This is a genomic window from Georgenia satyanarayanai (genome assembly GCF_009193135.1).
Taxonomy (GTDB): domain Bacteria; phylum Actinomycetota; class Actinomycetes; order Actinomycetales; family Actinomycetaceae; genus Oceanitalea; species Oceanitalea satyanarayanai.
The window spans coordinates 304,680-317,751 of sequence record NZ_VUKC01000001.1 but is presented as its reverse complement, the minus strand read 5'-3'; the positions used below and the strand labels follow the sequence as shown (position 1 = coordinate 317,751).

Sequence of the window (13,072 nt, the reverse complement as noted above, 5' to 3'; positions counted from 1 at the left end):
CGCTCCATCGCTAGAGGGCCACGGCGACGCGGCCGGAGGGGTGGACGCTGCGGCGTCCGTGGAGGGCGAACGGTGACGGCCCGGCCACGGGCCGGCCGGGCCGTCACTGTGCGTGGTGGGTCAGGGAGCGTTGACGGTCTCGACGGCGAGCTCGCCCGAGATGATCTGCTCCTGGAGCGCCTCGACCTGGTCGAGGAGCTCCTGCGGGATGTCGGCGCTGCCGGTGGCGAGGCTGACACCGCCGTTGGCGAGGTCACCGATGTAGGGCTCGCCGGAGAAGCTGCCCTCGAGGTCGGCCTTGATCGTCTCGAAGACACCAGCGCCGATCTCCTTGACGACGGACGCCAGGACGATGTCGGCGTAGTCGGTGGAGGCGGTCCAGTCGGAGTCGACACCGACGACCCAGACGTTGCCCGCGCTCTCGGCGGCGGCGGCCGCACCGAGGCCGACGGGGCCGGCGACCGGCATGATGACGTCGGCGCCCTGGGCGATGAACTGCTCGGTCAGCGCCTGGCCCTGGCCCTGGTCCTCGAAGCCGCCGGAGAAGGTGCCGTCCTGCGCCTCCTTGTCCCAGCCGAGGACCTGGACGTCGCCGCCGTTGTCCTCGTTGTACTTGGCGACGCCGTCGACGAAGCCGTCCATGAAGATGTTGACGGACGGGATCGGCAGGCCACCGAAGGTCGCGACCGTGCCGGTCTCGCTCATGCCCGCGGCGACGTAGCCCGCGAGGTAGGCGGCCTCGGCCGTGTTGAAGATGATCGGAGCGGCGTTGTCGAGCTCGACCGGCACCGGGGGCGCGTCGGCGCCCTCGCCCGGGTTGGAGAAGGTCGCGTCGACGAGGCCGAAGGAGACGTCGGTGTTGGCCTCGGCGGCCGCCTGGATCGGGTCCTCGAGGAGGAAGCCGACACCGATGGTCATGTCGCAGCCCTGCTGGACCATGGAGTCGACGTTCGGGCCGAAGTCGGCGTCGGACTGGGACTCGGCGTCGTTGAGCTGGATCCCGAGCTCCTCCTGGGCGCGCATGCCGCCCTCCATGGCCGACTGGTTGAAGGACTGGTCCTCCCAGCCGCCCTGGTCGGAGATGAGGCAGGCGAGGTAGTCGACCTCCTCGGCGGAGCCGGTGGTCTCCTCGGCGCTGGTGGCCTCGCCGGCGGGCTCGGTGCTGTCGTCCTCCGGCGCGTCACCGCACGCCGCGAGTGCCAGCGTGGCGACGGCCGCGAGAGCGGTCGCGTAGATCGTCTTCTTCACGCTTGTCTCCTGGGGATGGTTGAAGGCCGGTGGCCGGCGGAACGATGGAGGCGTTCACCGCGACCTATCGGCTGCGTACGGCCGACTGTAAGCCTCCACACCCGCGCGATTGGCCGCATGGTGAGATTTGTCTATGTTCTGTTACACAAACGTTGCTATCGCGCGCGTCCGGACGCGGGCCCGCGCCCGGACAGCACGGGCGCCCCACCGCGGGAGCCGGGCCGTGGCTGCGCGGCGACCCGCGGCTCGTACCCGGCACGCTGCGCCGTGCGGGCCAGCACCCGGGCCCCGAGGCCGATCGCCCGCTCGTCCACGACGAGGTCCCCCTGGTGGAGGTCGTGGGCGGGCCCGCCCGGTGTGCGGGTCCCCAGGCGCACCATGGCGCCGGGCACCCGCGAGAGGTACCAGGAGAAGTCCTCCCCGCCGAGCGACTGCTCGGTGAGCACGACGGCGTCGTCCCCGACGACCTCCCGCGTGGCGCCGTCGAGCAGCCGCACGCACTGCTCGTCGTTGACGACGGGCGGCATGCCGCGCTGGTGCTTGAGCTCGACCTCGACGCCGAGCGGGGACAGGAGGTTCGCGACGACGTCGTCGACGAGCTTCCCGGCCCGCTCCCAGGTCTCGACGTCCAGCGAGCGCAGCGTCCCGGTGACGGTGCCGACCGAGGGGATGGTGTTGGGCGCCCGGCCCGCGTTGACCGCGCCCCAGGTGAGGTTGGCCCCCGAGCGGGGGTCCATGCGCCGGTCGAGCACGGCGGGCAGCTGGGTGATGATGTGGCCCAGGGCGTAGACGACGTCGCCGGTGAGGTGGGGCCGTGAGGTGTGCCCGCCGCTGGAGCGCACGGTGATGGTGACGTTGTCCGAGGCCGCGGTGATCGGGCCGATGCGCGAGCCGATGCGGCCGAAGTCGATCTTCGGCGCGCAGTGGAGGGCGTAGATCTGCTCGACGCCGTCGAGGACGCCCTGGTCGATGAGCTCCTTGGCGCCGCTCGGCTGGACCTCCTCCGCGGGCTGGAGGATGAGCCGCACCCCGACGGGCAGCTGCCCCTCCTCCTCGAGGCGGGCGAGGATGAGGCCGGCACCGAGGACGGCGCTGGCGTGGACGTCGTGCCCGCAGGCGTGGGACACGCCCTGGCGGCGGGAGCGGAAGGGCAGCCCGGTGGTCTCGGGCACGGGCAGCGCGTCGATGTCACCGCGCAGGCCGATCCGCCGGCGCCCGCGCTCGCGCGGGTCGGGGCCGATGTCGCAGACCAGGCCGCTGCCCCTGGTGCGGCGGGGGGACAGGCCCGCGGCGGTGAGCCGGTCGAACAGCAGGGTGGTGGTCTCCTGCTCCATCCACCCCAGCTCGGGGTTGGCGTGGATCTGACGACGGATCGCGACCAGCTCCTCCTCGAGCCCGGCGGCGAGCTGGACGATGCGGTCGGGCTGGGGGGCGTCCTTCACCCCAGCGACCCTAGCGCGCCTCAGCGGAGCGCGTCGGGCAGGAGGTCGACGACCTCCTTGAGACGCTGGGCGTGGTCGGTCGTCGTCACGAGCAGCGCGTCGGGCGTGTCGACGACGACGGCGCCGGGCAGCCCCAGCACCGCGACGAGCCGGTCCGTGGCCGGGACGAGGACGGAGCCGGCGCTGTCGGCGGCGAGCGTCCGTCCCCCGCCCAGCGTCCGCACGCCGTCGGGGCCGACGGGGAGCAGCGCCGCGAGGGAGCGCCAGTCGCCGACGTCGTCCCACCCCAGCTCGGCGGGGACGACGGCGACCCCGCCGTCGGCGGCGGCCGGCTCCGCGACCGCGTGGTCGATGGCGATGCGGGTGAGCCGTGGCCACTCGCGCAGGAGGACCTCCTCCCGCTCCGGCCCGTCCCAGGCCCGGGCGATGGTGAGGAGGCCGTCGTGCAGCGGGGGCTGCAGCCGGCGCAGGTGCTCGAGCAGCACCTCGGCGCGCACGACGAACATGCCGGCGTTCCACCGGTACCGGCCGGTGGCCAGGTAGGTGGCCGCCGTCGCGGCGTCGGGCTTCTCGGCGAAGGAGGCGACGTGGAGGGCCGACGGTGCACCGGCGACGCCGAGCGGCGCCCCGGACTCGACGTAGCCGAAGGCCGTCGAGGGGTGGTCGGCCTCGATCCCGATCGTCACGACGTACCCGGCGCGGGCCGCCGCGACGGCCTCCCGGACGGCGGCGGCGAAGGCCGCCGGGCGGCGCACGACGTGGTCGGCCGCGAAGGAACCGACGACGACGTCGCCGTGCCGCTCGCGCAGCAGGGCCGCCGCGAGCCCGATCGCGGCCATCGAGTCCCGCCCGGACGGCTCGGTGAGGAGCGCCCCGTCCGCCAGCCCCGGCAGCTGCTCCCGCACCGCGGTCGCGTGCGCCTCGCCCGTGACGACCGTGACGCCGTCCGCGAGCGGCGCGAGCCGGTCCCAGGTGCCCTGGAGGAGGGTGCGCCCGCTGCCCGTGAGGTCGAGGAGGAACTTCGGGTGCGACCGGCGTGAGAGCGGCCACAGCCGGGTGCCGGCACCGCCGGCGGGCACGACCGCGTGGAAGCCGGGGATCTGGCTGTGGCTCATGGCGGCAGCCTAGACAGCCTCGTCGCGTCCGTGGACACCCCCGCCGCTCACCCGGGCCCATGGTCCCGACCATGTCCACGACGTGGATACCATGCTCGTGTGTCCACCACTCATACTGCAGCGCGGCAGGTCAAGGCCCGCCGCACGTCGGTCGCCCTCAAGCTCGTCATGGCCGTCACGGGCGTCATCTTCCTGCTCTTCGTGCTGGCCCACATGTACGGCAACCTCAAGGCGCTGTCCGGCCAGCAGGCCTTCGACGACTACGCCCACCACCTGCGGGTGCTCGGCGAGCCGATGCTGCCGGAGTCGGGCTTCCTGTGGGTCATGCGCCTGGGCCTCATCGTCAGCCTCGTGCTGCACGTGTGGTCCGCGACGGTCCTCACCCGGCGCAAGCGTGCCGCCCGCTCGCAGAAGTACGTGATGAAGAGGTCGGTGTCCTCGAGCCTGTCCTCGCGGACGATGATGTGGGGCGGTGTGGCCCTCCTCCTGTTCATCGTCTTCCACATCCTGCAGTTCACGACCCTGACGATCGAGGTCGGCGGCTCCTTCGACAGCCCCTACGACCGCCTCGTCGCCGCCTTCGAGACGTGGTGGCTGGTGGCCATCTACGTCGTCGCGATGGTCGCCCTCGGCATGCACCTGCGCCACGGCATCTTCAGCGCGGCGCAGACCCTCGGCTGGTCCAACCGCACCCGGCAGCCGAAGATCAAGGCGGCGGCGCTCGCCGTCGCGGTCCTCGTCGTCGTCGGTTTCCTCGTCCCGCCGCTCGCCATCGCCTTCGGGCTCGTCTAGACCCGCGGAGTAGTGCTTCACATGACCGACCAGCTCATCGACGGCCTCTACCGCGAGGGCGCCCCGATCGCCGACACCAAGGCCCCGACCACCGTCCCGGTCGAGCGCCGCTGGCGTGAGCGCCAGTTCGGCGCCCGCCTCGTCAACCCGGCCAACCGTCGCAAGATCAGCGCGATCATCGTCGGCACCGGCCTGGCCGGCGCCTCCGCCGGCGCCACCCTCGGTGAGGCCGGCTACCAGGTGAAGTCCTTCTGCTACCAGGACTCCCCCCGCCGGGCGCACTCGATCGCCGCGCAGGGCGGCATCAACGCGGCGAAGAACTACCGCAACGACAACGACTCGACGTTCCGGCTCTTCTACGACACGGTCAAGGGCGGCGACTTCCGCGCCCGCGAGTCCAACGTCTACCGCCTCGCCGAGGTCAGCGCGAACATCATCGACCAGTGCGTCGCCCAGGGCGTGCCCTTCGCCCGCGAGTACGGCGGCCTGCTCGACAACCGCTCCTTCGGTGGCGTCCAGGTCTCCCGCACCTTCTACGCCCGCGGCCAGACCGGCCAGCAGCTTCTCATCGGCGCCTACCAGGCGCTGGAGCGCCAGGTCGCCGCCGGCACGGTGCAGATGTACACGCGCCACGAGATGCTCGAGCTCGTCGTCGTCGACGGCAAGGCCCGCGGCGTCATCGTCCGCGACATGGTCACGGGCGAGATCGAGACGCACCTCGCCGACGTCGTCGTCCTCGCCACCGGTGGCTACGGCAACGTCTTCTACCTGTCGACCAACGCCATGGGTTCGAACACGACGGCGATCTGGCGCGCGCACCGCAAGGGCGCCCTGTTCGGCAACCCGTGCTACACCCAGATCCACCCCACGTGCATCCCGGTGTCCGGGGACTACCAGTCCAAGCTCACGCTCATGAGCGAGTCGCTGCGCAACGACGGTCGCATCTGGGTGCCCAAGCGCGCCGAGGACTGCGACAAGGACCCGCGGGACATCCCCGAGGAGGACCGCGACTACTACCTCGAGCGCATCTACCCCGCCTTCGGCAACCTCGTCCCCCGTGACATCGCCTCCCGCCAGGCGAAGAACGTGTGCGACGACGGCCGCGGCGTGGGCCCGGCGGTCGACGGCGTGCGCCGCGGCGTCTACCTCGACTTCGCCGAGGCGATCGGGCGGATGGGCCGCAAGGCCGTCGAGTCGAAGTACGGCAACCTCTTCGACATGTACCAGCGCATCACCGGGGAGAACCCCTACGAGGTGCCGATGCGCATCTACCCGGCCGTCCACTACACGATGGGCGGGCTCTGGGTCGACTACGACCTCCAGTCCTCGATCCCCGGCCTCTTCGTCACCGGTGAGGCGAACTTCTCCGACCACGGCGCGAACCGCCTGGGTGCCTCGGCGCTCATGCAGGGCCTAGCCGACGGGTACTTCGTCCTGCCCAACACGATCAACGACTACCTCGCCGACGGCCCCTTCGAGAAGGTGTCCGAGGACCACCCCGCGGTGCTCGAGGCACGCGCGTCGGTCGAGGACCGCATCTCCCGTCTCATGAACGCCGGCGGCACGCGCTCGGTCGACTCCTTCCACAAGGAGCTCGGGCACATCATGTGGGAGTACTGCGGCATGGAGCGCACGGCCGAGGGCCTGCAGACCGCCATCGAGAAGATCCGGGCGCTGCGCGAGGAGTACTGGCGCGACGTGCGGGTGCTCGGAGCGGCCGACGACTTCAACCAGTCCCTGGAGAAGGCGAGCCGCGTCGCCGACTTCATCGAGCTCGGCGAGCTCATGTGCATCGACGCGCTGCACCGCCGCGAGTCCTGCGGCGGTCACTTCCGCGCGGAGAGCCAGACGGAGGACGGCGAGGCGCTGCGCCACGACGAGGAGTTCGCCTACGTCGCGGCCTGGGAGTGGACCGGGACCGGTGCACCGCCCGTGCTCCACAAGGAGGACCTCGTGTACGAGTACGTCGAGATGAAGCAGCGGAGCTACAAGTGAGAATCACCCTCAAGGTCTGGCGCCAGGCCAACGCCGCCACCCGCGGCCGGATGGTCGACTACCGGCTCGACGACGTCTCCGAGGACATGTCCTTCCTCGAGATGCTCGACGTCCTCAACGAGCAGCTCATCGGGCAGGGTGAGGAGCCGGTGGCCTTCGACCACGACTGCCGCGAGGGCATCTGCGGCATGTGCGGCCTCATGATCGACGGCGTCGCGCACGGGCCGGAGGTCACGACGGTCTGCCAGCTCCACATGCGCTCGTTCAAGGACGGCGACACCATCACCGTCGAGCCGTGGCGCGCGGACCCGTTCCCGGTCATCAAGGACCTCGTCGTCGACCGCTCGGCCTTCGACCGGATCATCCAGGCCGGCGGCTTCATCTCCGCCAACACCGGCGCGGCCCCGGACGCCCACGCGACCCCGGTGCCCAAGGCCGACGCGGACGCCGCCTTCGAGGCGGCCGCGTGCATCAGCTGCGGCGCCTGCGTCGCGGCCTGCCCCAACGGCTCCTCGATGCTCTTCACCGCCGCCAAGGTGACCCACCTCGGCAAGCTGCCCCAGGGCCAGCCGGAGCGGCTCGGGCGTGTCGTGTCGATGGTCGCCCAGCAGGACGCCGAGGGCTTCGGCGGCTGCACGAACATCGGTGAGTGCGCGTCCGTGTGCCCCAAGGGCATCCCGCTCGACACGATCAACCAGCTCAACTTCGACCTGCGGACCGCCCTGCGTCACGGCGCCTAGCCAGCCGCCCCCTCCCCCGCCCCCAAACGTCGCAGTTGGTCAACTGCCTGACGCCTCAGCGCCGCTGGGCGTCGGCCAGCCGACCAGCTGCGACGTTCTTGGGGGGTGGGTCAGTGGTGGCGGGTCTCGCCGCGGGCCTTGCGGCGTCGCGTGGCGCGCTGGGCGTAGGCGTCCTTGCTCGCGTGGCGGCGCCGCAACCGGCCGCGGTTCCACTCGCGCACCCGGCCCACCAGGCCGCCCCAGTAGGCGTCCCGGGCGCGGGCCTCGACGGCCATCCGCTCGTCCCGCTCCTCACGCTCGTCCGCCGCGTGCCGCAGGGCGAGGACCTCCTCCCCCTCGTCCCCCAGGTGCTCGAGGTCGGCGACGAGGGTCTGCTCGCGTGACTCCTCGTCGGCCTGGACGGTCCCGGTGGTCGCCTCGTAGTCCCACGTGAGGGTGCGGGGCACCGAGAGGGTGACGTAGTTGGGGTGCTCGTCGAAGTTCGTCGCGCTCGGGGCGCCCGGCTTGGGCGGGGCGGGCGGGTTGGCGGTCCACGCCGCGATCATCAGGGTGACGCGGGCGAGGAGGTTGACCCACAGGAGGAGGGTGATGAGGGCGGCCGCCGTCGCGAGGAGCGGGTTGTCGGCTCCCCCGACGATCGTGGTCCCGAAGAGCCGGAGCACCGTGGAGGCCACCGCACCGAGCAGGGCCCCGACGAGGAGGTCGCGCCGGGGCACGTGCACCCCGGCGAGCACGCGGAAGAGCAGCAGGTACACCGCGCCGTCGACGGCCAGCGCGACGAGGTACCCGAGGACGCGCAGCGCCACGGAGGCGAAGGTGCCCTCGATCCCGATGGTGTCGAGCACCCACTGCCCGGCCGCGCCCGCGGCGATGCCGAGCGCCGCCGTCGTCACGACCGCCAGGCCGAGGATGAGGAAGCCGCCGAGGTCGCGGACCCGGGTGAACACGGGGCTCTCCTTGGGGGCGACGATGCCGAACATCATCCGGATCGACCGCTTGAGGGCACCCATGACCGAGATGGCCGTCCACAGCAGCACACCGGCCGCGGCGATGCTCGCCGGGTTGAGCGCGGTGCTGAGCACGAGGGAGTCGGGGTCGAGGAGCCCCCCGTTGGTGCCCGTGTCGATGATGCCGGGCAGCGCGTCGTCCACGCTCTGGAGCACGGTCTCGCGCAGCTCTGCGTTGTTGCCGAGCACCGTCATGAAGACGGTGTAGCCGATCGTCAGCGCCGCGAAGATCGAGAACAGCGCGGAGTAGGTGATGCCGCCGGCGAGCAGGCCGCCGTTGCTCTTGGCGTAGCGGGCCAGCCCCCGGCCGGGCCGGGAGTGCTCCCAGCGGGACATCAGCGCGGCGAGGCGCTCCCCGAACGTCGGGCGGCCCTCGTCAGCGGTGCTCATGGCCGCACAGCCTAGGGACGACGGCCGGGTCCGGCATCAGCAGCCACCGGGGCCACCCCTCGCACGCCATGTGCCCGCCCCGGCACCGGGCTCGCGCTCGACCGGGTGCTCGGTAACCTCGACGGGTGCACCGTGGGGCACGGGCCGCGAGGACCGATGATCGGACATGTTCGGTTCTGGGCCCTTTTCTGGCACACTGGTCGCCATGGACACCGCGCGTCCCGAGGCGCCTCCCCTGCTCGCCCGGCAGCGCCAGCAGCAGATCCTGGCAGCGGTCAGCCAGCACGGTGGCGTGCGGGTGGCCGAGATGGTCGACCAGCTCGGCGTCTCGGAGATGACGATCCGCCGCGACATCACCAGCCTCGTGCGTCGCGGGCTCGTCGCCCGCGTCCACGGCGGCGCCGTGGCCCCCAGCCGCTCCGCCCAGGAGCCGGCCTTCGCCCTCAAGGCGGGGCAGCACCCCGGCGAGAAGGCGCGGATCGGCACGTTGGCGGCCTCACGGGTCGAGGCGGGGGACGCGGTCGCCCTCTCGGCCGGCACGACGACGCTCGCCGTCGCCCGCGCCCTCACCGCGCTGCCCCACTTCGCCACGCTCACCGTCATCACCAACTCCCTGCCCGCCGCCGACGTCCTCCACCAGGCCGCCATGCAGGCGCGCGAGGCCGGCCGCCCCGCCCCGACCGTCGTCCTCGCCGGCGGCGAGCGCACCCCCTCGGACGCCCTCGTCGGGCCGGCCACCGTGGACTACCTGCGTGACGTCCGGGTCGACTGGGTCTTCCTCGGCGCGCACGGCTTCGACCCCGAGATCGGCCTCATGACCCCCAACCTCCAGGAGGCGTCGACGAACTCGGCGCTCCTCGCGACCGGCCGCAGCGCCGTCGCCGTCCTGGACTCGAGCAAGTGGGGCGTGCGCGGACTGCGCACCTTCTGCCGGGCGGAGGACCTCGCCGCCCTCGTCACCGACGTCCAGCCGGACGAGGAGACCCTCACCGCCGCCGCCACGCACGACTTCTCCCTGGAGATCGCTCCCGATGACTGACACCGTCCGCAAGACCCGGGGAACGCTCGCCGACGGCCGCGAGATCCTCTACTTCGACGACTCCGAGCCCTACGTCTCCGGCGCCGCCACCCGGCGCCTGGACGACCCGCGCCCCCTCCCGGAGCGCTTCGCCCCCGTCCCGGGCCCCGACGGCGAGACGCGGCCCTTCACCGGCCCGCAGATGCGCTACGACGTCCTCACCGGCGAGTGGGTGCCGATGGCCACCCACCGGATGAACCGCACCCACCTGCCCCCGGCGGACGCCAACCCGCTCGCCCCGGCCAGGCCGGGCGCCGCGTACTCCGACGGTGACATCCCCGCAGACGACTACGACGTCGTCGTCTTCGAGAACCGCTTCCCCTCCCTCGTCCAGGTGCCCGGGGAGGAGGACGTCGTCACCCACCTCGACGGCGAGCCCCTGTGGCCCGTCCGCCCGGCGGCCGGCCGCTGCGAGGTCATCTGCTTCTCCCCCGACCCCGAGGCATCCCTCGCCACCCTCGACGTGGGCCGCATGCGGACCGTCATCGAGGCCTGGGCGGACCGGACGACCGAGCTCGGTGCCCTGCCCGGCATCGAGCAGGTCTTCTGCTTCGAGAACCGCGGCCGCGAGATCGGGGTGACGCTCCACCACCCGCACGGGCAGATCTACGCCTACCCCTACCTCACCCCGCGCACCGCGACGATGCTCCGCCAGGCGCGTGAGCACCGCGCGGCCACGGGCCGCAACCTCCTGCGCGACGTCCTGGAGGCCGAGCTGCGCTCCGGGCGCCGCGTCGTCGCCGAGTCCGAGCACTGGGTCGCCTACGTCCCCGCCGCCGCCCGCTGGCCCGTCGAGGTCCACCTCGCCCCGCGCCGCGACGTCCCCGACCTGCCGGCCCTCACCGACGCCGAGCGCACCGACCTCGCCGGCATCTACCTGCGCCTCCTGCGCGCGGGCGACCAGTTCTTCGTCGAGGAGGGCGCCGACGGCGAGCGGCGCGCCATCCCGCTGCCCTACATCTCCGCCTGGCACCAGGCACCCGTCCGCGAGGGCCGCGAGGACCTGCGCCTGCACCTGCAGCTCTTCTCGGTCCTCCGCGCCCCGGGCAAGCTCAAGTACCTCGCGGGCTCGGAGTCCGGCATGGGCGCGTGGGTCTCCGACACCACCCCCGAGCGGGTCGCCGACCGCCTGCGGGAGGTCCTCGCGTGAGCGTCCTCGCCCCCGCCTGGACCGCCGACGGCGGCGCGCGCCGGGCCCGTGACCTCCTCGCCTCTGCCCTCGGTCCCGGGCCCGCCGACGGCGTGTGGGCGGCTCCCGGCCGCGTCAACCTCATCGGCGAGCACACCGACTACAACGGCGGCCTGTGCCTGCCGGTCGCGCTGCCCCACCGCACCTACGTCGCGGTCCGCCGGCGAGCGGACCGGACCGTGCGGCTCGCCTCCGGCCAGGAGCCGGGCGTCCGCGTCGTCGACCTCGACGGCGTCGGCCCGGTCGGTACGCCGGGTGCGGTCGAGGGCTGGGCCGCGTACGTCGTCGGCGTCGCGTGGGCGCTCGTGGCGGAGGGGCTCGTCCCCGCCGACCGGGTGGCCGGCTTCGACGTCGCGGTGGACAGCTGCGTGCCCTACGGCGCCGGGCTCTCCTCCTCCGCGGCGCTCGAGTGCGCCGTCGCGATCGCGCTCGACGAGCTGTGGGGACTGGGCCTGGCGGCCGACGACGCCGGCCGGGCCCGCCTCGCGGCCGCCTGCGTGCGGGCGGAGAACGAGGTCGCCGGCGCGCCGACCGGCGGGATGGACCAGTCCGCGTCCCTGCGCGCCGAGGAGGCCCGGGCGCTGCTCCTCGACTGCCGTGACGGCTCCACCCGACAGGTCCCGTTCGACCTCGGGGCGGCGGGGCTCGAGCTGCTCGTCATCGACACCCGGGCCCCGCACGCGCTCGTCGACGGCCAGTACGCCGAGCGTCGCGACAGCTGTGAGCGGGCGGCCGGGCAGCTGGGGGTGAGGACGCTGCGCGAGGTCGCCGACCTCGACGCCGCCCTGTCCGCGCTGGGCGACGCCGTCGTCCGGCGCCGGGTGCGCCACGTCGTCACCGAGATCGAGCGCGTCGCGCGCTTCGCCGAGCTGCTCGAGGACGGGCCGCTCGACGCCGCCCGCGCCGCGCGGCTCGGGGCGCTCATGGCCGCCTCGCACACCTCGATGCGCGACGACTACGAGATCTCCTGCGCCGAGCTCGACCTCGCCGTCGAGACCGCGACGGCGGCCGGCGCCCACGGCGCCCGGATGACCGGGGGCGGGTTCGGCGGCTCGGCCATCGCGCTGCTGCCGACCGGCCAGGCGGAGCGGGTGGCCGGGGAGGTCACCGCGGCCTTCGCCGCCGCGGGCTTCGCCGAGCCGGCCTTCCTCCTCGCCCCGGCGAGCACCCCGGCCGTCCGCGTCGCCTGAGCCGCACCCGCTCCCGGGTTCCTCAGTCGAGGTCGACGACGAGCGGGGCGTGGTCGGAGAAGCGCTGGTCGTAGGCGGCCGCGCGGTCGACCGTGGCCGAGCAGGCCCGCTCGGCGAGGCCCGGTGAGGAGAGCAGGTAGTCGATCCGCCAGCCGGCGTCGTTGTCGAAGGCCTTCCCCCGCATCGACCACCACGTGTAGGGACCGGGGCCCTCGCCACCGAGACGGCGCCCGAGGTCGACGTAGGCGAGGTCGTCGAACCAGCGGTCGAGGTAGGCGATCTCCTCGTCGAGCACGCCGGAGGTGCGGTTGTGGTTGGTCGTCCAGTTCTTGATGTCGACCGGCCGGTGGACGATGTTGACGTCCCCGCCCAGGACGACGTCCCGCTCCCCCGCCGCCGCCTGCTCCGACAGCGCGGTGAGCCGGGCGGTGACCTTGTCGAGGTGCGCGTACTTCGCGGCCATCCGCTCCGGCTCGCTCGCCGTCCCGGAGTGGATGTAGACCGAGACGAGGGTGAGCGGACGGTCGCTCCCCGGCAGCTCGACGTCCATCTCCACCCAGCGCCCGGTGTCGACGGGCGGCTCGTCGTCCCCCAGGCCCACCCGCACGGCGGTGGCGGGCAGTCGCGACGCGACGGCCACCCCGGCCCGGCCCTTGAGGTCGCTGGCCTGGTGGGCCACGTGCCAGCCCGCGCCGAGGAGCTCGTGGAGCATGTCGTCGGGCGCCCGGACCTCCTGCAGGAGCAGCAGGTCGGGTGAGCGCTCGGCGAGCCAGGTGTCCATGCCCTTGCGGACGGCGGCACGGAGCCCGTTGACGTTGACGGTGGCGATTCTCAGCATCCGGCCATTCTCGCCTCGGGCGGTGACATGGCCGAAACCGGCGGGACC

11 protein-coding genes are annotated in these 13,072 nt (G+C 73.1%); 6 read left to right on the top strand and 5 right to left on the bottom strand.

Translation table 11 applies throughout. From position 1 onward, the window contains the following. Positions 1-120: 120 nt before the first annotated feature. From GD632_RS01475 to GD632_RS01465, 3 genes are all read right to left on the bottom strand, one after another. Positions 121-1,248, bottom strand: coding sequence for a BMP family lipoprotein (locus GD632_RS01475; RefSeq protein ID WP_152187899.1), 1,128 nt, complete (start codon positions 1,246-1,248; stop codon positions 121-123). Positions 1,249-1,403: 155 nt separating this feature from the next. Next, a complete protein-coding gene (locus tag GD632_RS01470; protein ID WP_152187896.1) occupies positions 1,404-2,690 on the bottom strand; it encodes an amidohydrolase in 1,287 nt (428 codons plus the stop codon). Between the two features lie 20 nt (positions 2,691-2,710). Next, on the bottom strand, positions 2,711-3,805 hold the full coding sequence (locus GD632_RS01465; protein ID WP_152187893.1) for a mannose-1-phosphate guanylyltransferase: 1,095 nt from the start codon (positions 3,803-3,805) through the stop codon (positions 2,711-2,713). 99 nt (positions 3,806-3,904) lie between these two features. Here GD632_RS01465 and GD632_RS01460 point away from each other — a divergent pair, with 99 nt between their 5' ends. Genes GD632_RS01460 through GD632_RS01450 form a run of 3 tightly spaced genes read left to right on the top strand, consistent with a single transcriptional unit; the run spans position 3,905 to position 7,332 of the window. Beyond that, a complete protein-coding gene (locus tag GD632_RS01460) occupies positions 3,905-4,597 on the top strand; it encodes a succinate dehydrogenase cytochrome b subunit (RefSeq protein WP_226924403.1) in 693 nt (230 codons plus the stop codon). 21 nt (positions 4,598-4,618) lie between these two features. Then, on the top strand, positions 4,619-6,592 hold the full coding sequence (locus GD632_RS01455; protein ID WP_193311289.1) for a fumarate reductase/succinate dehydrogenase flavoprotein subunit: 1,974 nt from the start codon (positions 4,619-4,621) through the stop codon (positions 6,590-6,592). Continuing rightward, positions 6,589-7,332, top strand: a complete 744-nt coding sequence (locus GD632_RS01450; RefSeq protein ID WP_152187891.1) for a succinate dehydrogenase/fumarate reductase iron-sulfur subunit — start codon at positions 6,589-6,591, stop codon at positions 7,330-7,332. The genes GD632_RS01455 and GD632_RS01450 overlap by 4 nt, the downstream gene beginning before the upstream one ends. 110 nt (positions 7,333-7,442) lie before the next feature. Here the strand turns inward: GD632_RS01450 and GD632_RS01445 are convergent, their stop codons facing one another. Further along, positions 7,443-8,729: a YihY/virulence factor BrkB family protein gene (locus tag GD632_RS01445; protein WP_152187889.1), complete on the bottom strand. Its 1,287-nt coding sequence runs from the start codon at positions 8,727-8,729 to the stop codon at positions 7,443-7,445. Positions 8,730-8,934: 205 nt separating this feature from the next. On the opposite strand from GD632_RS01445, the gene GD632_RS01440 reads away from it, so the two are divergent. From GD632_RS01440 to galK, 3 genes are read left to right on the top strand one after another with little or no spacing between them, the layout of a single operon-like run. Continuing rightward, positions 8,935-9,768 (top strand): DeoR/GlpR family DNA-binding transcription regulator, encoded by an 834-nt coding sequence (locus GD632_RS01440; protein WP_226924401.1) that lies wholly within the window; start codon positions 8,935-8,937, stop codon positions 9,766-9,768. Next, the gene (gene galT / locus GD632_RS01435) at positions 9,761-10,957 is read left to right on the top strand and encodes a galactose-1-phosphate uridylyltransferase (RefSeq protein WP_152187887.1); all 1,197 of its coding nucleotides are present in this window, start codon (positions 9,761-9,763) and stop codon (positions 10,955-10,957) included. The genes GD632_RS01440 and galT overlap by 8 nt, the downstream gene beginning before the upstream one ends. Further along, positions 10,954-12,186 carry a galactokinase gene (gene galK, locus GD632_RS01430; protein WP_152187885.1) on the top strand — a complete coding sequence of 411 codons (1,233 nt, stop codon included), beginning with the start codon at positions 10,954-10,956 and terminating at the stop codon, positions 12,184-12,186. Before galT ends, galK begins: the two co-directional genes overlap by 4 nt. A 22-nt stretch (positions 12,187-12,208) precedes the next feature. Here the strand turns inward: galK and GD632_RS01425 are convergent, their stop codons facing one another. After that, positions 12,209-13,024 carry an exodeoxyribonuclease III gene (locus GD632_RS01425; RefSeq protein ID WP_152187883.1) on the bottom strand — a complete coding sequence of 272 codons (816 nt, stop codon included), beginning with the start codon at positions 13,022-13,024 and terminating at the stop codon, positions 12,209-12,211. Positions 13,025-13,072 lie beyond the last annotated feature (48 nt).

What these genes read in the sequence shown, in the direction of transcription:
- GD632_RS01465 (WP_152187893.1), bottom strand. Translation starts at nt 3,805, where the DNA reads ATGAGCCACAGCCAGATCCCCGGCTTCCACGCGGTCGTGCCCGCCGGC.
- GD632_RS01455 (WP_193311289.1), top strand. Translation starts at nt 4,619, where the DNA reads ATGACCGACCAGCTCATCGACGGCCTCTACCGCGAGGGCGCCCCGATC.
- GD632_RS01445 (WP_152187889.1), bottom strand. Translation starts at nt 8,729, where the DNA reads ATGAGCACCGCTGACGAGGGCCGCCCGACGTTCGGGGAGCGCCTCGCC.
- GD632_RS01440 (WP_226924401.1), top strand. Translation starts at nt 8,935, where the DNA reads ATGGACACCGCGCGTCCCGAGGCGCCTCCCCTGCTCGCCCGGCAGCGC.
- galT (WP_152187887.1), top strand. Translation starts at nt 9,761, where the DNA reads ATGACTGACACCGTCCGCAAGACCCGGGGAACGCTCGCCGACGGCCGC.
- GD632_RS01425 (WP_152187883.1), bottom strand. Translation starts at nt 13,024, where the DNA reads ATGCTGAGAATCGCCACCGTCAACGTCAACGGGCTCCGTGCCGCCGTC.